The 17,424-nt window shown below is 71.8% G+C and carries 17 protein-coding genes; 6 read left to right on the top strand and 11 right to left on the bottom strand.

Going from position 1 to position 17,424, the window contains the following annotated elements:
• Positions 1–144: 144 nt before the first annotated feature.
• Both L1785_RS01620 and L1785_RS01615 read right to left on the bottom strand, forming a co-directional pair.
• A complete protein-coding gene (locus tag L1785_RS01620; protein ID WP_236087386.1) occupies positions 145–801 on the bottom strand; it encodes a response regulator in 657 nt (218 codons plus the stop codon).
• Positions 798–1,937 (bottom strand): sensor histidine kinase, encoded by a 1,140-nt coding sequence (locus L1785_RS01615; RefSeq protein ID WP_236087385.1) that lies wholly within the window; start codon positions 1,935–1,937, stop codon positions 798–800. The genes L1785_RS01620 and L1785_RS01615 overlap by 4 nt, the downstream gene beginning before the upstream one ends.
• A gap of 162 nt (positions 1,938–2,099) precedes the next feature.
• On the opposite strand from L1785_RS01615, the gene L1785_RS01610 reads away from it, so the two are divergent.
• The gene (locus L1785_RS01610) at positions 2,100–2,588 is read left to right on the top strand and encodes a DUF6326 family protein (RefSeq protein ID WP_236087384.1); all 489 of its coding nucleotides are present in this window, start codon (positions 2,100–2,102) and stop codon (positions 2,586–2,588) included.
• A 236-nt stretch (positions 2,589–2,824) separates the two neighbouring features.
• Here L1785_RS01610 and L1785_RS01605 read toward each other — a convergent pair whose 3' ends face one another.
• Positions 2,825–3,862 (bottom strand): sensor histidine kinase, encoded by a 1,038-nt coding sequence (locus L1785_RS01605; protein WP_236087383.1) that lies wholly within the window; start codon positions 3,860–3,862, stop codon positions 2,825–2,827.
• Entirely contained in the window at positions 3,859–4,614 is a 756-nt protein-coding gene (locus L1785_RS01600) for a response regulator (protein ID WP_236087382.1), read from the bottom strand. Before L1785_RS01600 ends, L1785_RS01605 begins: the two co-directional genes overlap by 4 nt.
• Before the next feature lie 171 nt (positions 4,615–4,785).
• On the opposite strand from L1785_RS01600, the gene L1785_RS01595 reads away from it, so the two are divergent.
• Complete coding sequence (locus L1785_RS01595; RefSeq protein ID WP_236087381.1) at positions 4,786–5,157, top strand: hypothetical protein; 372 nt, start codon at positions 4,786–4,788, stop codon at positions 5,155–5,157.
• A gap of 109 nt (positions 5,158–5,266) precedes the next feature.
• On the opposite strand, the gene L1785_RS01590 is transcribed toward L1785_RS01595, so the two are convergent.
• From L1785_RS01590 to L1785_RS01570, 5 genes are all read right to left on the bottom strand, one after another.
• A complete protein-coding gene (locus L1785_RS01590; protein WP_504861687.1) occupies positions 5,267–6,763 on the bottom strand; it encodes a mannitol dehydrogenase family protein in 1,497 nt (498 codons plus the stop codon).
• Between the two features lie 2 nt (positions 6,764–6,765).
• Positions 6,766–7,578 (bottom strand): carbohydrate ABC transporter permease, encoded by an 813-nt coding sequence (locus L1785_RS01585; protein ID WP_236087380.1) that lies wholly within the window; start codon positions 7,576–7,578, stop codon positions 6,766–6,768.
• Complete coding sequence (locus tag L1785_RS01580; RefSeq protein ID WP_236087379.1) at positions 7,578–8,540, bottom strand: carbohydrate ABC transporter permease; 963 nt, start codon at positions 8,538–8,540, stop codon at positions 7,578–7,580. Before L1785_RS01580 ends, L1785_RS01585 begins: the two co-directional genes overlap by 1 nt.
• A 120-nt stretch (positions 8,541–8,660) precedes the next feature.
• Complete coding sequence (locus L1785_RS01575; protein WP_236087378.1) at positions 8,661–10,022, bottom strand: ABC transporter substrate-binding protein; 1,362 nt, start codon at positions 10,020–10,022, stop codon at positions 8,661–8,663.
• A 353-nt stretch (positions 10,023–10,375) separates the two neighbouring features.
• A complete protein-coding gene (locus L1785_RS01570; RefSeq protein ID WP_236087377.1) occupies positions 10,376–11,188 on the bottom strand; it encodes a DeoR/GlpR family DNA-binding transcription regulator in 813 nt (270 codons plus the stop codon).
• A 149-nt stretch (positions 11,189–11,337) separates the two neighbouring features.
• Between L1785_RS01570 and L1785_RS01565 the strand changes: the two genes are divergently transcribed.
• Together L1785_RS01565 and L1785_RS01560 are read left to right on the top strand one after the other, a co-directional pair.
• Entirely contained in the window at positions 11,338–12,675 is a 1,338-nt protein-coding gene (locus L1785_RS01565; RefSeq protein WP_236087376.1) for a phosphoribosyltransferase family protein, read from the top strand.
• Positions 12,672–13,634 (top strand): CapA family protein, encoded by a 963-nt coding sequence (locus L1785_RS01560; RefSeq protein ID WP_236087375.1) that lies wholly within the window; start codon positions 12,672–12,674, stop codon positions 13,632–13,634. The genes L1785_RS01565 and L1785_RS01560 overlap by 4 nt, the downstream gene beginning before the upstream one ends.
• Before the next feature lie 16 nt (positions 13,635–13,650).
• Here the strand turns inward: L1785_RS01560 and L1785_RS01555 are convergent, their stop codons facing one another.
• Positions 13,651–14,502: a carbohydrate kinase family protein gene (locus tag L1785_RS01555; RefSeq protein WP_236087373.1), complete on the bottom strand. Its 852-nt coding sequence runs from the start codon at positions 14,500–14,502 to the stop codon at positions 13,651–13,653.
• A gap of 117 nt (positions 14,503–14,619) precedes the next feature.
• On the opposite strand from L1785_RS01555, the gene L1785_RS01550 reads away from it, so the two are divergent.
• The gene (locus L1785_RS01550) at positions 14,620–15,738 is read left to right on the top strand and encodes a flavin-containing monooxygenase (protein ID WP_236087371.1); all 1,119 of its coding nucleotides are present in this window, start codon (positions 14,620–14,622) and stop codon (positions 15,736–15,738) included.
• Positions 15,739–15,858: 120 nt separating this feature from the next.
• Here L1785_RS01550 and L1785_RS01545 read toward each other — a convergent pair whose 3' ends face one another.
• The gene (locus L1785_RS01545) at positions 15,859–16,278 is read right to left on the bottom strand and encodes a hypothetical protein (RefSeq protein ID WP_236087370.1); all 420 of its coding nucleotides are present in this window, start codon (positions 16,276–16,278) and stop codon (positions 15,859–15,861) included.
• A 157-nt stretch (positions 16,279–16,435) separates the two neighbouring features.
• Here L1785_RS01545 and L1785_RS01540 point away from each other — a divergent pair, with 157 nt between their 5' ends.
• Complete coding sequence (locus tag L1785_RS01540) at positions 16,436–17,341, top strand: hypothetical protein (RefSeq protein ID WP_236087369.1); 906 nt, start codon at positions 16,436–16,438, stop codon at positions 17,339–17,341.
• The last annotated feature ends 83 nt before the right edge of the window (positions 17,342–17,424 follow it).

Raw genomic sequence — 17,424 nt, 5'->3', positions numbered from 1 at the left:
GCCTTTGGAGTCTGAGGCCTTGTAGAACCGCTCAGGACCTGTCCACACACCCGGTCCACGAGCGCTGCTGCGGATGGCTCGAGCCGCGCTGTCCGGTATGTCCCGCCGAGCGCTCCCACGGGCCCACGCTGCGATCCGTAACCACTAACCGGCTCTCACGCGTCTGGTGTCGTATGCCCACATCGCGATCTCGACGCGGTTGCGGGCGCCGAGCTTGGTCATCAACGATGCGACGTGGGTCTTGACCGTGCTCAGGCCGACGAAGAGCGCGGTGGCGATCTCGGCGTTGGTCCGGCCCCGGGCCACCAGCGCGAGCACCTCCTCCTCGCGCTCGGTGAGCGGGTCGATGGGCTGGACCGGTACCCCCGGTGCCTGGTCGGCGAAGGTCGCCAGCAGCCGGCGGGTGACGTTGGGGGCGATCAGCGCGTCCCCGTTGGCCGCCGCGTGGATGGCCTGCACGAGGAGCTCCGGCCCGGCGTCTTTGAGCAGGAAGCCGCGGGCGCCGGCGCGTAGGGCGCCGAGGACGTACTCATCGAGGTCGAAGGTGGTGATCACGACGACCGCCATCGGGTCCGTCACGTCTGGCCCGGCCAGGCGCCGCGTCACCTCGACGCCGTCGAGCCCGGGCATCCGGATGTCGACGAGGAGGACATCGGGACGCAGCCGGGTCGCCAGGTCGAGCGCTGCGAGCCCGTCTGCTGCCTCCCCCACGACCTCGAGGTCGGGTTGCGCGCCGAGGATCATCACCAGCCCGGTCCGGACCAAGTCCTGGTCGTCGGCCACGACAACACGGATGGTCATGCCAGCGCCTCCACCGGCAGCACGGCCTCGACCACCCAGCCGCCCTCGGGCCTCGGCCCCGCGGAGAGCGATCCGCCGAGGAGCTGGGCGCGTTCGGCCATGCCCAGCAGGCCGAACCCAGGCTCCGGGGCCGGCCCTGGCTCGGTCTGTCCATCGTCGCTGACACGCAGCCTGACGGCGTCGCCCTCCCGGCGTACGTCGATCCCGACGCGGGTCGCGCTCCGGGCGTGCCGTACGGCGTTGGTCAGCGACTCCTGCGCGAGCCGGTAGAGCGCGGCGTCCACGGGTCGTGCCAGCCGGGTCAACGAACCGTTCAGCGAGACCTCGACGGTCGGCGTCGCGTCGGCGCGCGCCAGAGCAGGCAGGTCCGCGACACCCAGCTGCGGTGAGTAGGCGACGGCTTCCTCCTCACGCAGCACCCGCACCATGGATCTCATCTCCGCCAGGGTTCGCGACGCTTCAGACTCGATCGCGGCCAGGACCTCGGCAGCCTTCTCAGGCTGGGTGCCGGCGACCACGCCACCGGCCTGCGCCTGCACCGCGATGGCCGAGACGTGGTGGGCCACGGTGTCGTGCAGCTCGCGCGCCAGCGCCACCCGCTCCTGATTGCGGATCTCGCGCTGTTGGCGATGCCAGAGGTCCGCGCGGTAGCGGAACACCGCCGCGAGGGCGACGAACAACAGCAAGAGGACGCTCCCGCCGAAAACGTCGGCCCAGCCCGCGGAGGAGGCGTACATCCCGAGCGCGACGACGACTGTCACGAACGCCGTCCCCAAGACCATCTCCCGTCCCGAGCCCCACCGCACCAGGGAGTAGAGCAGGATCAGGACGGCCATCATGGAGTAGAGGCCGAGGTTCCCGGCGTGCGCAGTCAGCTGGAGGACCGAGAGCAGCCCGGCGACGCCCCACCCGACCAGGGCGGCCATGAGGGGGCGACCCCGCCGCCAGAGCAGGGCGGGCACCAGCGCCAGGGCGAGCACCGTCACAAGGGGTCGCCAGGCCAAGCCCGGCCGAACGATGCCCTCGACCAGGGCGGCGGCCGCGAACACGCCCACCAGCAGCCAGTCGAGCCGACCGATGGGTGGGGCGTCAGCAGGCCGCGGCTCATGCCAGATGGAGCGCCGGAAGGTGACCACGGCTCCAGCCTAGGGATCGGCGTGCCTCGGCGTACCGGCCGAAAGTACGAGAGAGAGACCATGCCATCGGCCAGGTGAACTCCGGCCTCCGGGCCGGTGCGCCCGCCGCCGGGCTCAGCGAGCGTGGACCCACCGATCCTCACCACGACAACGGAGCCCATGATGAGCACACGTCAGCCCACCACCACACTGGAAGACCAGCGGATCCCGGTGAGAGCCAAGCTCGCCGCAGCGTGGACAAGCTTCATGTTCCTGTACGCCTACGTGGACATTCTCGGCTTCTTCACGCCCGGCATCGTCGAAGACATCCTCGACGGCCGGGTCTTCGAGTTCGACCTCTCCCAGACCTTTTCGACCACGGCGCTGACCCTCATGGCCATCCCGATCTTCATGGTCGTGCTGTCGATGACGCTGCCCGCCCGCGTGAGCCGCATCGCGAACCTCGCCGTGGCCGCGCTCTACGTCCCCGTCACGGTATTCAACGTGGCTGGCGGGTTCTGGCTGTACTTCTACGGCCTTGGCGTCGTACTGGAACTGATCGTTCTCGCCCTCATCCTGAGGTACGCCTGGACCTGGCCCCGCACCGCACGGTCGGCGAGCACGGCGACCAGCCCGGACCGTGAAGGCGTTTGCGCCCAGCAGCAGGCGTGAACCCAAGAGCAGTCCTCGTCCTGTTCGGAGCCATCTGCCTCGGTGCCGCGGTGCGGGCCTCGTGGCGGTGGGACACCAACTAAACCCGGCGTCGCGTAGGGGCCTTCCAAGGCCCCTACCGGCAGGTCAGGTCATCGGACCGATCCTCGGGGTCCCGTCACCTGGTTACGCGCGCTCTGCACGACGCACCTCCGCGACGCTGAGCAGCGGGACCCATGCCCAGGTACGGTCACGAGTCACGTGGGGAGAGTCAGCGTGAAGCGGCAGCCGGTGCCGCCGTCGGGCAGTGTCACGTTCTCGACGATGACGCTCCCGCTGTGCACGTCCGCTACCGAGCGCACGATCGACAGCCCGATGCCGGCTCCGCCGACTCCGGGCGTCCGCGCGGCGGTTCCGCGCCAACCGGCGTCGAACACCCGAGCCAGGTCGCCGGCCGGGATGCCGCCGCACCCGTCGGTGACCTGGACGACGGCGGTGCTCGCCGGGCCGCCGTCGGCCCCGCGCCCCGAAGCACTCACCCGTACGCGCACTGCACCGCCCACGGGGGTGTGCCGGACGCCGTTGGCGACCAGGTTGGTCAGCGCCCGGGCCACCTCACGCGCGTCGACCCGCGCCACCACGGGCGACTCGACCTCGCCAGACAGCGTCACCCTCGCGGCGTCCGCCAACGGCGCTGCGGCCGCGAGCGCGTCTGAAACAAGGTCGCCCACCGCGACCGGGTCGCGGCGCAGCTCAAGTCCCGCGGACTGCAGCCGCGACAGCGCGAGCAGGTCGTCGACCATCTCGCTCATGCGCAGGTTCTCGGCCTGGATGCCCTTGACGGCCACGGCCGGCTCGGCGACCCCGTCCTCGAGTGCCTCGGCGAGCGCGCGCACTGCGGCCAGGGGCGTGCGTAGGTCGTGCGACACCCACGCGACGAGCTCGCGCCGGCGCTTCTCGATCTCACGGTCCCGGTCTCGCGCCGCGAGTGCCGCCGTCCGCTCCGCGGAGATTCGTTGCGTGCGCACTGCCAGCGCGAGCCCGACCCCCAGCGCTACGGGCACTGCAGCGAGCAGCAGCCAGAGCACGGTCGCGGAGTCGCCCTTGGACAGGAACATTGCCCGCGCGCTGGCGTAGACGGCGGCCGCGACCGACCCGACCACCACGAGCGGCGCCAGCACCGCCGCGGACGTGGGCCGCCGTCGGCCGACGGTGAGCACGACGACGGCTCCGAGCGCGCCCACCCCCGCGGCCACCCCGGCCGACAGCGCGACGCCCTCGAGCACGGGGCTCACGGCGCACCAACCTGGGCCTGCGTGCGAGCGGGCACCGACGCGTCCCAGCGGTACCCGACGCCGAACACCGTCACGAGCCGGGTCGGGTGCGACGGGTCGGCCTCGACCTTCTCCCGCAGCCGTCGCACGTGCACCGTGACGGTCGAGCGGTCGCCGAACTCCCAGCCCCACACCTCGCGCAGCAGCGTCTCGCGGTCGTGCACCTGACCCGGGTGGGCGAGGAAATAGTGCAGCAGGTCGAACTCGCGCACGGTGAGCTGCAGCTCCCGGTCGTCGCGCAGCACGCGGTGGGCCGTGGCGTCGAGCACCAGGTCGCCGTCGCGTAGCGTGCCCGACGGCAGTACGTGCCCCGGGTCGCCGTCGGGCGTCGCGCGGGGGTCGGGATCTGGGAGCGCGCGCCGCAGCAGCGACCGCACGCGCAGCACGAGTTCGCGGGGGCTGAACGGCTTGGTCACGTAGTCGTCGGCGCCGACCTCGAGCCCGAGGATCCGGTCCTCTTCCTCGCCGCGCGCGGTGAGCATGAGCACGGGCAGACCGGGCCGGACGGCCCGCAGCCGGCGGCATACCTCGATCCCGTCGAGGCCTGGGAGCATGACGTCGAGCACGACGGCGTCGGGCGGCCGGGCGGCCGCTGCCTCGAGGGCCGTAGGCCCGTCGGCGGCGTGCTCAGCCGCGAGCCCGGCGCGCTCCAGGTAGGCCACCACCACCTCGGCGACGGTGACGTCGTCGTCCACCACGAGGACCCGGGCCACGCACCCAGCGTAGGCGCGGGCACGTGGGGTGAGGACTGTTGTCGGAGCCGGCAGGCAGGCGCGTCACCACCTTGTCAGCACGGGGTAAGACCGCCGTCATGGAACTGGCAGCCGTGCCGCGGTGAGGTGGAGGAGAGCCGGCCGCACGGGCCGGCCGGAGAGGGGAGAACCATGAACCGCACCCGAGTGTTCGCCGCCGTCGGCACGGTCGCACTCGCGGCCGGCGCCGTGCTGCCGCCCGCCGCGGCTGCCCAGGCCGGTGTGAGCGGGGAGGCGTTCTACGTCGACGGGGTGGCGTACCGAACCGTCGCGACGCCCAACGACCTGTCCGGTACCGGGGCGCCGGTCCACTCGTTCGACGTCATCTACGACCTCGGCGGCCACCAGCTCAACGTGGCAGAGGCCGCGCCCGGCGACACCGACTACAGCGGAGGTCGCTGGCTGGTCCACGCCGTGACGTTCCCGTCCGGCTACGACGCCGCGCTCGCGGCCGGTGACCTCGACGGCGACGACATCCTCGGCAGCGCCGAGACGACCAGGTAGTTGTTCACGTTCTGAGGTCCAGATCGTGAACAACTACCTGGTCGACGCCGGCAGCCTGGCCGGGCTGAGCAGCCGCGACCAGTTCAGGTCGTGTCGAGCCGCCCGTCGCTCAGCCCGACCGCCGAGAACCGGCGACGAGTGCCTCCAACGTCGCGTGGGCGCCGACGCGGTGCAGGGACCCGAGCGCGTCGAGGTACGCCTCGACGAAGCGCGGTTCCTCGGCCAGCGACCCGAACAGCGCACGGTTGCGCAGGAACGCCACCGGGTCGTCGCGCTGCGACCGGGCGAGCGGGACGAGCTCGTCCGCGAGCCGGTCGACCACGTCGATCGGCTCGCCCTGCTCGTCGACGCCCTCGGCATAGCGGGCCCAGCTCGCGACGACGGCGGCGGACCGGGCGACCTCGCCCCCGGCGACGAGCTGCTCGCGCACCACCGGCACCAGCCACTTCGGGATGCGGTCCGACGACTCAGCGCACAGCCGCGCGAGCGTGTCGCGCACCGCCGGGTTCCCGAACCGCTCGAGGAGCGTCGTCTTGTACGCGTCGAGGTCGACGCCGGGCACCGGCCGCAGCGTCGGCGTCGCCTCGCGGTCCATGAAGTCGCGCACGAACGTCGCCACGACCGGGTCCGCGACCGCCTCGTGTGCGTACCGGTAGCCGCTCAGCCACCCGAAGTACGCGATCGCCTGGTGGCTGGCGTTGAGCAGCCGCAGCTTCATGAGCTCGTACGGCTCCACGTCCTCGACGAGCTGGACGCCCGCGTCCTCGAACGGCGGCCGGCCGAGCGGGAACCGGTCCTCCAGCACCCACTGGAAGAACGGTTCCGCCACCACGGGCCACCGGTCCTCGACGCCGAGGCGCTCGCGGACGAGCTCGCGGTCCTCGTCGGTGGTCACGGGGGTGATGCGGTCCACCATCGAGCTGGGGAACGCGACGGCGTCGTGCACCCACCGCCCGAGCTCCGGGTCGCGCAGGGCCGCGAAGGCAGAGAAGACGGTCCGCGCCTTCTCGCCGTTGCCCTGCACGTTGTCGCAGGACATCACCGTGAAGGGCGCCAGGCCGCGCGCCCGGCGACGGGCCAGGGCCTCTACCACGTAGCCGAACACGGTGGTCGGGACCGCCCCCGGACGGGCGTCCGCGACGACGGCGGGCGTCGTCGCGTCGAACTCGCCGGTGACCTGGTCGAAGTTGTAGCCGCCCTCGGTGATGGTCAGGGACACGATGCGGGTCGCCGGGTCGGCGAGGCGCTCCAGCACCGCCTCCGGGTCGTCCGGCGCGAAGAGGTACTCGACGAGGCTGCCGATGACGCGGGCGTCGAGCCTGCCGTCGGGGTGCTTCGTCACGAGGGTGTAGAGACCGTCCTGCGAGTTCAGCGCGTCGCGCATCGCGGCGTCGCCGGGCAGCAGGCCGACGCCGCAGATGCCCCACTCGCGGGCCTCGCCACGGCGCAGCAGGTCGTCGATCGCCAGCGCCTGGTGAGCGCGGTGGAAGCCGCCGACGCCTAGGTGGACGATGCCCATCTGGATGCCGGAGCGGTCGTACGAGGGCAGGTCGACGCCGGGCGCGTCCGTGCCGGCCAGAGACCCGAGCGGGCTGCGGAGGTTCAGGCTCACTTGACTGCCCCCATGGCCAGGCCGCGGACGAGCTGCTTCTGGGCGAGCCAGCCGGCGAGCACGACCGGAAGGACGGCGAGGGTCGATGCGGCCGAGAGGATGGCGAGGAACTGCCCACGGCCGGAGACGAAGCTGGCCAGGAAGGGTGGGACGGTGCGGGCGTCGACGGTCGTGAGGATGTTCGCGAGGAAGTATTCGTTCCAGGCGAAGATGAAGCAGATCAGTGCGACGGCGGCGACGCCGGGTAGCACGATGGGCAGGACGACGCGGATGAGCTCGGTGCGGAGGTTCGCGCCGTCCAGGCGGGCTGCTTCGACGATCTCTTCGGGTACTTCGTTGAAGAAGGACCTCATCATCCAGACGGCGATGGGGAGGTTCATCGCGGTGTAGAGCAGGAGCATCACGTTGATGTTGTCCAGCAGGCCGAGGGTCTTGAGGATGATGAAGATCGGCAGGATGGATGCGGCGGCGGGCAGGAACCGGGTGGAGATGAAGAAGAACAGCACGTCCCGGATCTTGACGATGGGCCGGATCGACAGCCCGTACGCCACGGGGATGGACAGGGCGAGGACCAGGAGGGTGGATCCGACGCTCGCGATGAAGGAGCTGGTGAGGTAGTCGCCGATCCCGGTGTCGATCACCGCCCGGAACTGGTCCAGGGTGAGGGCGGCGTCGAACCGGGGCGGGATGGCCGCGGCGTCGTTCTCGGACTTGAGGGCGGTGATGACCATCCACGCGACCGGGAAGAAGAGCAGGAGCACGATCAGCCACGTCAGGGTGGTGATCAGGCTTTCCCTGAAGATCCGCATCAGCGCACCTTCCCTTCGACGAAGATGGAGAACGTGCTGCGCAGCGCGATCATCGCGACGCCGATGGTGACGATGACGGCGATGACGCCGAACGCGGCGGCCTGGCCGATGTCCAGGCCGATGAAGGCTCGTTCGTACAGCAGGTAGGACAGGGTCTTCGTGCCGCCGGTGCCCTTGGTCATGATCGCGATCGGGTCGAAGACCTGTAGCAGCATGATCGACCCGAGGAGGGTCGCGATCTCGGCATAGGGCCGCAGGTGGGGCAGGGTCAGGGACCAGAAGATGCGGGCCGGTCCGGCGCCGTCGACGGCTGCCGCCTCGAGCACGTCCCCGCCCTGGCTCTGCAGGCCGGCCATCAGGATCAGCATCATGAACGGCGTGTACTGCCACACCAGGACGGCGACGATGGTGACCAGCGGGAAGTTGGTGTTCCACTGCACGGGGTCGATCCCGAGCAGCCCGAGGGACCAGTTGACCATGCCGACGTTGGAGTCGAGCATGAGCCACTTCCACACGAGCGCTGCGGCGGCGGGCATGACCAGGAACGGCGTGATGGCCAGGGTGCGGGCCAGGCCGCGTCCGCGGAACTTGCGGTCCAGCAGGACTGCGAGGAACAGGCCGAACACCAAGGACAGCAGGACCGCCGAGCCCGTGATGATGACGGTTGCGCCGAGGGACGAGAGGAACTCCGGTCGGGTGAAGACGACGGCGTAGTTGTCCCAGCCCGTGAAGCGGATCTCGTCGGGACGCAGCTGGTTCCATCGCAGGAACGAGAAGACGATCGTCACGACGAACGGGATCTGGGTCAGCAGGATCGTGAAGGTCATGCCGGGCAGGACGAGGCCGCGGGCGAGCCTCGCTGTCTGCTTGGCGGCCGCGCCGGCGGCGACGGGCTGTGCGTCTCGCCTCGATCGCGCGCCGTTCCCGATCCCGCGGGGCTTGGGTGCGGTGCTCGTGTCCACAGCGGGACCTCGCGGTGATGTCGTTTCAGGGTTGCTGGTCATGTCGCCTCCGGCCGGCTCCCGGGTTCACCTGGCACCTCGTGCCAGGTGAACCCGAGAGCATCGGCCCGTCGTTGCGGACTACTTCTGCAGGTCGCCGGCGGTCTGGGCGATGTCCTGCCCGCGGTCGAGGGCGTCCTGGACCGTGGTACGGCCGGCGATCGCGTCAGCGACGAGCTGCGCCACCTGGTTGCCGACGTCCTGGAACTCCGGGATCGGGACGTACTGGATCCCGACCCACGGCTGTGGGTCCACGCCCGGCTGCTCGGGGTTCACGCTCTCCATCACCTCGAGGGTGATCGGAGCGAACGCGGCCGCTGCCTCCTGGTACTCGGGGATGGAGTAGGTGGACGTGCGCGCGCCCGGCGGGACGCGGGTCCAGCCCAGCTCCTCGCCGACGAGCTGGTGGTACTCCTTGCTCGTGGCCCACTTCACGAACGTGGTCGCGGCCTCGGGGTTCTTCGTCGTCTTCGGGATCGCGAGGTTCCACGACCAGAGCCAGCCGGACTCCTCGGTCTTGTACACGGGGGCGTGGGTGTAACCCATCTGGCCCGCGACCTCGGACGCCTCGGGGTCCTCGAGGATCGACGCCGCGACAGAAGCGTCGTACCACATGGCGACCTTGCCGGAGCTCAGGAGGTTCAGGCACTCGGTGAAGCTGTAGGACACCGGGTCCGCCTGCCCGTGCTCGGTGAGGAGATCGACGTAGAACTCGACGCCCTCCACGAACTCGGGCGAGTTCACCTGGGCGTCCCAGTTCTCGTCGTACCAGTTGCCACCGAAGGTCTGCACGACCGTGGTCAGAGGAGCGAAGAGATCGCCCCAGCCGGGCTTGCCGCGCAGGCAGATGCCCGCGTGCTCGTCGGTGTCCAGGACGGCCGCGTACTCCGCGACCTCCTGCCAGGTCGGGTTGTTCGAGATCTCGATGCCCGCCTCGGCGAACATAGCCTTGTTGTACATGAGGATCGACGACTCCCCGTAGAACGGCACCGCGTACTGCTTGCCGTCGACCGAGAGTGCGTCACGAAGCGGGGGCAGGATGTCGTCCACGTCGTACGCGGCATCCCCCTCGAGGGACTCGGTGAGGTCCAGGAGCCAGTCCTGTGCACCCCACTGCGGGACCTCGTAGGCGCCGACGGTGACGATGTCGTACTGGCCGGCACCGGAGGCGACGTCGGCAGTCACCGCTGCACGCAGGTCCCCCTCCTCCATGGTGACGAACTCGACGGTGATCCCCGGGTTGTCCTCCTCGAAGTGGCTCTTGAGCTCCTCCATGTCCTGCATCTGCGGGTTGTTCACCGTCGCGATGGTGAGCTTGACGTCGCCTCCGGCGCCTCCTCCGGCATCGCCGGAGGATGAACAGGCGGTCAGCGCCAGGGCCAGCGCACCGACCGCGAGCCCGGCGGGCGCGGCCTTGTGGCGCCAGATCCTCGTGAGCATCATTGCTTTGACCCTTCTCGTCACTTCGTCGTGGGATGGCGTGAGATGTCGTCCTGTCGTGAAACGCGGACTGGAACATGCTCAGGCGGGGCCGGAATGGGGGTCAATCACGGTGTTTTCGAAACGGTCACCGGGATTGCGGAAACGCACGCGGTATTGCGCGGCCCGACGTCGGACGCCGGAGGGTCCCGTCCTGCAGGCGGTCCGACGAGGCTTGAGGGGTGGGCCGGTCTGCCCGGGTTGCGGCGCTCCGGGGCTCGATCCTCGTCCGTTCGGGCGTGGCGGAACCGGTCTCGAACCGGGCACGAACTGGTGCCCCCCGCAGGCCAATCGGTCACGCTCGGGGAGCGCTCGTCTCACACCTGGACGATGTTCGCCCCGGCCGCGTGGAAGGCGCGCGCACGGACGGAGCTGAGCTGCGTGCCGGTGATCATCGCCTCGAAATCCTCCAGCCCCGCGAACCGGACAAAGCTGGTGACGCCGAACTTGTGGTGCGCCCCGATGAAGATCCGCCGCCGGCTCACCTCGATCGCGGCGGCCTTGACGCGCGCGACCGCGGGGTCGGGCGTGGTCAGCCCGTCCTCGATGGTGACGCCGTTCGCGCCGATCAGCCCGAGGTCGAGGCGGAACGTGCGGATCATGTCCACGGCACTGCCGTCGACGACGCCGAGCGTCTTGCCGCGCACCCGCCCGCCGATCATGATGACCTGCACGTTCGGCCTGGCCGACAGCTCCGTAGCGACCGGGAGGGACGACGTGAGCACCGTCAGCTCGCGGTCCCGCGGCAGGGCCCGCGCGGCGAGGAGCGGCTGGAAGCCCTCGTCGACGAAGATCGTCTGCGCCTCGCCCAGGTGTCGCGCCGCCTCCGCCGCGATCCGTGCCTTCTCCTCCGGGAAGCTCTGCCGGCGCTCCGACAACGCCGTCTCGAACGAGCTCGTCTCCACGGGAAACGCGAGCCCGTAGCTGCGTCGCACCAGGCCCTGCGCCTCCAGCTTGCGCAGCTCGCGGCGCACGGTCTCCTGCGAGACGGACAGCAGGCGGGCCGACTCGCTCACCTCGATCCGGCCGCGGCTGCGCACGAGGGCGAGCAGCTCCTCGATCCGGGGCGCATGCCGCACACCCCGCTCCGGCATCGTGGGCTCGGTACCGGCAGGCGCGTCGAACGCCATCGTCAAGCCTCCTGTCGTCCGGTTCCTCTCTGAGTCTGCCGCTTATCGCGACATTCGGGAATCGGCAGGCGCATCTCCTTGGTGGCCACCGCCCCTACCCGTGCCTCGAGCACGGCGTGGAGGCAGGCTTGGAGTGAGGTGGTGCGGCCATGGCCTTTGCTGATCGCGTGGACGCCGGCCGGAAGCTGGCGACGAAGCTCCTGCGCCTGCGAGACGAACCCGTGGTCGTGCTCGGCCTTCCACGAGGCGGTGTCCCGGTCGCCTTCGAGGTCGCGACGGCGCTCGGCGCGCCGCTGGACGTGATCCTGGTCCGCAAGGTCGGGGTGCCGTTCCAGCCCGAGCTGGCGATGGGTGCCCTCGGCGAGGACGGCGTCCGGATCGTCAACGACGAGATCGTCCGCAAGGTCGGCGTCTCGGAGCACCAGTTCGCCGACGTCGAGTCGCGCGAGCGGGGCGAGCTGGAGCGCCGCGCGCTGCGGTTCCGTGGCGACCGTCCGCGCGTGCCGCTGGCGGGCCGTACCGCGGTGGTGGTCGACGACGGGATCGCCACCGGCTCGACGGCCCGGGCGGCCTGCCAGGTGGCCCGGGCGCACGGTGCAGGCCGGGTGGTGCTGGCCGTGCCGGTCGCGCCGCCCGACTGGACCGCCCGACTCGGCGGCGACGCCGACGAGCTCGTCTGCCTGGACACCCCCGACCACTTCTCCGCGATCAGCGAGTACTACGTCGACTTCTCCCAGACCTCCGACGACGAGGTCATCGCATGCCTGGAGCGGGCGAGCGCAGGAGCGACGACGACGGCGCCGGGCACCGCGGGCGACGACCCGCCCTCGCAGGACGAGGAGGTCACGGTGCACGCCGGGCCCGTCCGCCTCGGCGGCCGCCTCACCGTGCCCGACGTGGCGGCCGGGGTCGTGGTGTTCGCGCACGGCAGCGGAAGCAGCCGGCGCAGCCCCCGCAACCGCTACGTCGCCACCGTCCTCAACCAGGCCGGGCTCGGCACGCTCCTCTTCGACCTGCTCACCGCCGAAGAAGAGCGGGACCGCGCCAACGTGTTCGACGTCGGCCTCCTGGCTCAGCGTCTCGTCGACGCCACCCGGTGGCTGCGCACCCAGCCCGGCCTCGACAAGCTGTCCGTCGGCTACTTCGGGGCCAGCACCGGTGCCGCGGCCGCCCTGTGGGCCGCGACCGAACCCGACGCCGGCATCGCCGCCGTCGTGTCGCGCGGCGGTCGCCCCGACCTCGCGGCCGCCCGGTTGCCGATGGTCACGGCCCCCACGCTGCTCGTCGTCGGAGGCGCCGACGACGTCGTGCTCGACCTCAACCGCCAGGCGCAGGCCCAGCTCCGGGGGTGCGAGAACCACCTCACCGTCGTCCCCGGTGCCACTCACCTCTTCGAGGAGCCCGGCACGCTCGAGACTGCCGCCGAAGCGGCCCGGGACTGGTTCACCCGCCACCTCGCTCCGGCGCCCCGGGCGGGCCGACCGTGAAGGTCGCACTGGCGGGCGACACCATGCTGGGCCGCAAGGTCGCCCAACGCCTCGCGGTCGTCGCGCCGACCACGCTGTTCAGCGACGAGCTCGTGGCCGTCGCGCACGAGGCGGACCTGTTCGTGCTCAACCTCGAGTGCGTCGTCTCGGATCGCGGCGCACCGTGGCCCGACCCGGACAAGCCGTTCTTCTTCCGCGCCCCACCGGTCGCGGCCCAGGTGCTCCGGCACCTCGGCGTGAGCTGCGTGACCCTCGCCAACAACCATGCCCTGGACTTCGGCGCGGAAGCGCTCCTCGACACGTTCGGCCACCTCGCCGATGCCGGGATCGGCTGGGTCGGTGCCGGTGCCGACGAGGCTGCCGCCCGCGCCCCGATCGTCCTCGAGGCCGCCGGCCTCAGGGTCGGGGTCGTGGCCGTCACCGACCACCCGGCCGACTACGCCGCGGGTCCCGGCCGCCCGGGGGTCGCGTTCGCGGACCTCGAGCACGGGTCGGCGACCTGGCTGCTCGACACGATCAGCGGGCTGGACACCGACGTCGTCCTCGTGACTCCGCACTGGGGCCCGAACATGGTCACCCATCCCGTCCCGCACGTGCGGGTGGCAGCGACGACCTTCCGGGTGGCCGGCGCCACCCTCGTCGCCGGGCACTCCGCCCACGTCTTCCACGGTGTCGACGACTCCGTCGTGTACGACCTCGGCGACTTCATCGACGACTACGCGACCGACCCCCGCCTGCGCAACGATCTGGGGCTCCTGTTCCTCGTGACCTTCGACGACGACGGGCGGCTCGTCCGGCTCGAAGGCGTCCCCCTGGCGCTGGACAACTGCTTCACCCGCCTCGCTGCACCGGACGAGGCTCGCTGGATCACCGACCGGTTCCGGCGCGCCTGTGCCACGTTCGGCACGGAGGTGACGCAGAGGAGCGGCCGGCTCGTCGTCGAGTGGGACCGCCCGTGAGCCGCGCTCGACGGGTCTACCCGGCCGGGTGGACCTCGTCCAGGAGCGGGCTCAGGTGGCGCGAGCGCAGGGCCCGCACGGCCTGGCGGGCGCCCGCGTGCAGGCACGCGGTCGTGCTCTCGCCTCGTAGGTGGGCGACGAGGAACCCGGCGAAGAAGGCGTCGCCGGCCCCGTTCGTGTCGACGACGTCGACCGGCTCGGCCGGGCACGTGGACCAGCCGTCCGCGGTGAGCGCGACCGCGCCGCGGGCGCCGAGCGTGCACACGACGGTCGTCGCGCCGCGGGCCAGGAGGCCCTCCATGACGGCCCTGTGGTCGGGCGTGCCGTCGTCGTTGAGGAACACGTGCGAGCAGGCGTCGGCGAACGGGCGGTGGAACTCGGCGACGCCGTCGTAGTCGTGCAGGTCTGTCCACAGCGTCGCCCCGCTCGCGCGGGCGGCGGGCAGGAGCTCCAGCCCGGCGGTGCTCAGGTCGAGGACGACGTGCCCGGCACCCGCCAGGACCTCGGCCGACGGCGGTCCGGCCGGCTCCGCCGTCGCGAGATAGATCGACACACGCTCGCCGGCATCCGTCATGAGGTTCAGGTGTTGCTCGGTGGGCCCGTCCGTGCGTCGTGCGACGAGCTCGATGCCGCCGCGGTCGAGCGCGCCCAGCACGAGGTCCGCCTCGGCGTCGGTGCCGACGGTCGTGACGAGCCGCACGCGCATGCCGAGATCGGCAAGGTGGAGCGCCTTGCCCGCGCTCGTCCCGCCGAGCGTGCGAACCGTCTCGCGGGCGAACACCGTCTGCGGGCGGGGTTCTGGAAGGCGGTCGAGCCGCACGAGGGTGTTCCACGACGCCGGGCCGGCCACCACCACCTGAGGTTCCACGAGGCCCCACTCTCTCATCCGACGGCCGGGCCGGATGTCAACCGGGGACGTCCCGCTGTGCACGATTCGCCCGCTACGCACCTCCTGCGCAGGCCGCCCCGCCGCTACTCTTCCGGGATGGACACGGTGTACGTCGTCGGTGCCGGACCGGGTGGCCTCGCGGCCGCGGCCGCGCTCCAGGCCCGCGGGTTCGGCGTGACGGTCCTGGAGCGGGACTCGGTGGCCGCATCGTGGCGGCGCCACTACGAGCGGCTCCACCTGCACACCACGCGCCGGTTCTCCGGCCTGCCCGGCCTTGCGATCCCGCGGGCGTACGGCCGCTGGGTCGCGCGGGCCGACGTCGTCCGCTACCTCGAGACGTACTCCGCGCGCCACGGGCTCGACGTCGAGACGGGCGTGGAGGTCACCCGCATCGACCCTGATCCCGCCAGGTCCGGCGGCTGGTTGCTGCGCACCGCGTCCGGCGAGGAGCGGCAGGCGCGTGCGGTCGTCGTCGCGACCGGCTACAACCACACCCCGCTCGCGCCGGACTGGCCAGGTCGCGACGGGTTCACCGGCGAGCTGGTGCACGCGAGCGCCTACCGCGACGCCGCGCCCTACGCGGGGCGCGACGTGCTCGTGGTGGGCGTGGGCAACACGGGCGCGGAGATCGCCGTCGACCTGGTCGACGGCGGGGCGGCGCGCGTCCGGCTGGCGGTGCGCACGCCGCCGCACATCGTCCGGCGGTCGCAAGGCCCGTGGGCCGCTCAGTACACGGGCATCCTGGTGCGACGGCTGCCCGTGGGGCTCGTCGACCGGATGGCCGGTCCGGTCCGGCGCGCCAGCGTCCCCGACCTGACGCACGTGGGGCTGCCGGTGCCGGCGGAGGGCCTGTACACGCGGGTGCAGCAGGGCGCGATCCCGGTGCAGGACGTCGGGCTGGTCGACGCGGTCCTCGCAGGCCGGGTCGAGGTGGTGCCGGCCGTGACGGGGTTCGACGGCGACGCCGTCCTGCTCGCTGACGGCAGCCGTGCGACGCCCGACGTCGTGCTGGCCGCGACGGGGTACGCGCGGGGGCTGGAGCCGCTGGTCGGGCACCTGGGCGTGCTCGGCGACCGCGGCGTGCCCGTCGCGACCGGCGGCCGTGCGGCGGCGCCGGGGCTCTGGTTCACCGGGTACACGAACCCGCTGAGCGGGATGTTCCGGGAGATGGCGATCGACGCCCGGCGGATCGCCCGCGCGCTCGCGCGGGGATGAGGCGCCGCAGGGGTCCGCACGACCCCGAGGCGCGGCGGCAACCGAAGACCGCCCCGCGGCCCGGTTGGGGGGCGGTCCGCGGGGCGGGGCTTGGCTCGGCCGGGCATCACCCGGCCGGCATCACCAGAGGCGGGCGCCGGGCCAGGCGGGAGACTGAGGAAGGGGCAGCAGCGCCGACATGAGCAGCTCGCGCGGCAGTTGCGCAACCCCCACGAGGGCGATCCCTGCGGCGACGAGCTGGGCCTGCTGGGGCACGTCGGTGTCGGCGAGCGTGAAGCAGACGACGGCCGCCCCGGTCGCGAGCAGACAGGTCGCGAGGAGCATCACGTCGACGTCGTCGACGGGCGGTACCTCGAGGGCGACGGCCTTCAACGGGCCGGTGCGGTGCAGCAGCGTGCCCACGTTGAGAGCGGAGCCGACGACCTCGAGGCCGGGCTGAGCGGCAAGCGCCGCCTGCGCGACGGCCGCGGAGCGCAGGTCGTGCGCGACGACGCCGGCGGACACGGTGCGGGGGCGCGGTCGTACGACGGTATCCGGCACAGAGCACCCCCTTGTTCGCTGAACACGCCGGGTCACATCATCGGGACCCGGCGTGGGAATTTCGCCTCATGCTGCGATGGACGTTACGGTCCTTATGTCGCAGGACGATCGCACAGCGGCGGGAGAGCCGCGACACGACGGCGGACGGGGAGGCGGGGTGACCAACGACGCGCGCGAGGCGGCACGGTACCTCTGCGAGCTGCTCGGCCGGCCGGGGCCGTACCGCCGCCAGTGGCAGGCGCGCGCCACACGCCTGCGCGGCGACGAGATCAACCATCGTGCGGTGTGCCGCGTGCTCGCGCCCGTGGTCTGGGCGGACGGCCTGGACATCCCGGAGGACTCGCTCAAGGACCGGGTGGCCCGCGCGCTGCGCGGGGAGGTGCTGAGCCCGCAGACGCTGACCTGGTTCGTGGACGCGTTCGGGTTCCGTCGGGACGAGGCCGAGACCCTGTGGGCCCTGCTGCTGGGGGCGGTCCCGCGCTCGCGGGTGGTCGCCGGCCGGGCGCGCGCGCCCAAGGGCAGCCCGGAGGGCTCGGGCCCGGAGCGGTATCGCTCGGTGACGGTGTACGAGACGCACCGCATCGGTCCGGACGGACGGCCTCGCGAGCACGTCACGAGCCAGGTCGTCGAGGCGCTCGTCGACGGGCTCGACGTCGTCCGCTACCGCTTCGACACCACGGACGTCGAGATCGAGGTGCTGCGGGGCGGGACCCTGAGCCCGCTGTACCGGCTGGACGACCACTTCCATGCCGTCGACATCCACCTGAGGCGGACGCTCGCGGCGGGGGAGACCGCGTCGGTCGAGTACCGCACGTCGTTCCGGTACCGGGAGCCGCCGCCGCGGGTGTACCGGCGGGCGGTGTTCGGCCGCCTGGAGAGCCTGCGGATGCAGGTCGAGTTCGACCAGGCGCTCGTGCCCGGCAAGGTCTGGTGGGCGGAGTGGGACGACCTCGAGGGCGACCCGACGTCGCTGGAGCCCGTCGAGCTCGACGACGAGCTGTCGGTGCAGCGCTTCGTGTCCGTCATGGAACGTGCCATCGTCGGCTTCACCTGGGACTGGTGACCGGTCGCCGGGCGCACAGCCTCCGGGTTCGAGTATCCACCGGTACGCGCGTACCATGGACGGGTTGCCCGTGCGCCGGTTGC

The organism is Antribacter soli (genome assembly GCF_021568775.1).
Classification (GTDB): Bacteria; Actinomycetota; Actinomycetes; order Actinomycetales; family Cellulomonadaceae; genus Antribacter; species Antribacter soli.
This window is presented reverse-complemented; position numbering and strand designations above follow the sequence as displayed.

Coding starts and splice junctions, on each gene's coding strand:
- L1785_RS01620 (WP_236087386.1), bottom strand. CDS start 801: ATGACCATCCGTGTTGTCGTGGCCGACGACCAGGACTTGGTCCGGACC.
- L1785_RS01610 (WP_236087384.1), top strand. CDS start 2,100: ATGAGCACACGTCAGCCCACCACCACACTGGAAGACCAGCGGATCCCG.
- L1785_RS01595 (WP_236087381.1), top strand. CDS start 4,786: ATGAACCGCACCCGAGTGTTCGCCGCCGTCGGCACGGTCGCACTCGCG.
- L1785_RS01585 (WP_236087380.1), bottom strand. CDS start 7,578: ATGCGGATCTTCAGGGAAAGCCTGATCACCACCCTGACGTGGCTGATC.
- L1785_RS01575 (WP_236087378.1), bottom strand. CDS start 10,022: ATGATGCTCACGAGGATCTGGCGCCACAAGGCCGCGCCCGCCGGGCTC.
- L1785_RS01570 (WP_236087377.1), bottom strand. CDS start 11,188: ATGGCGTTCGACGCGCCTGCCGGTACCGAGCCCACGATGCCGGAGCGG.
- L1785_RS01565 (WP_236087376.1), top strand. CDS start 11,338: ATGGCCTTTGCTGATCGCGTGGACGCCGGCCGGAAGCTGGCGACGAAG.
- L1785_RS01550 (WP_236087371.1), top strand. CDS start 14,620: ATGGACACGGTGTACGTCGTCGGTGCCGGACCGGGTGGCCTCGCGGCC.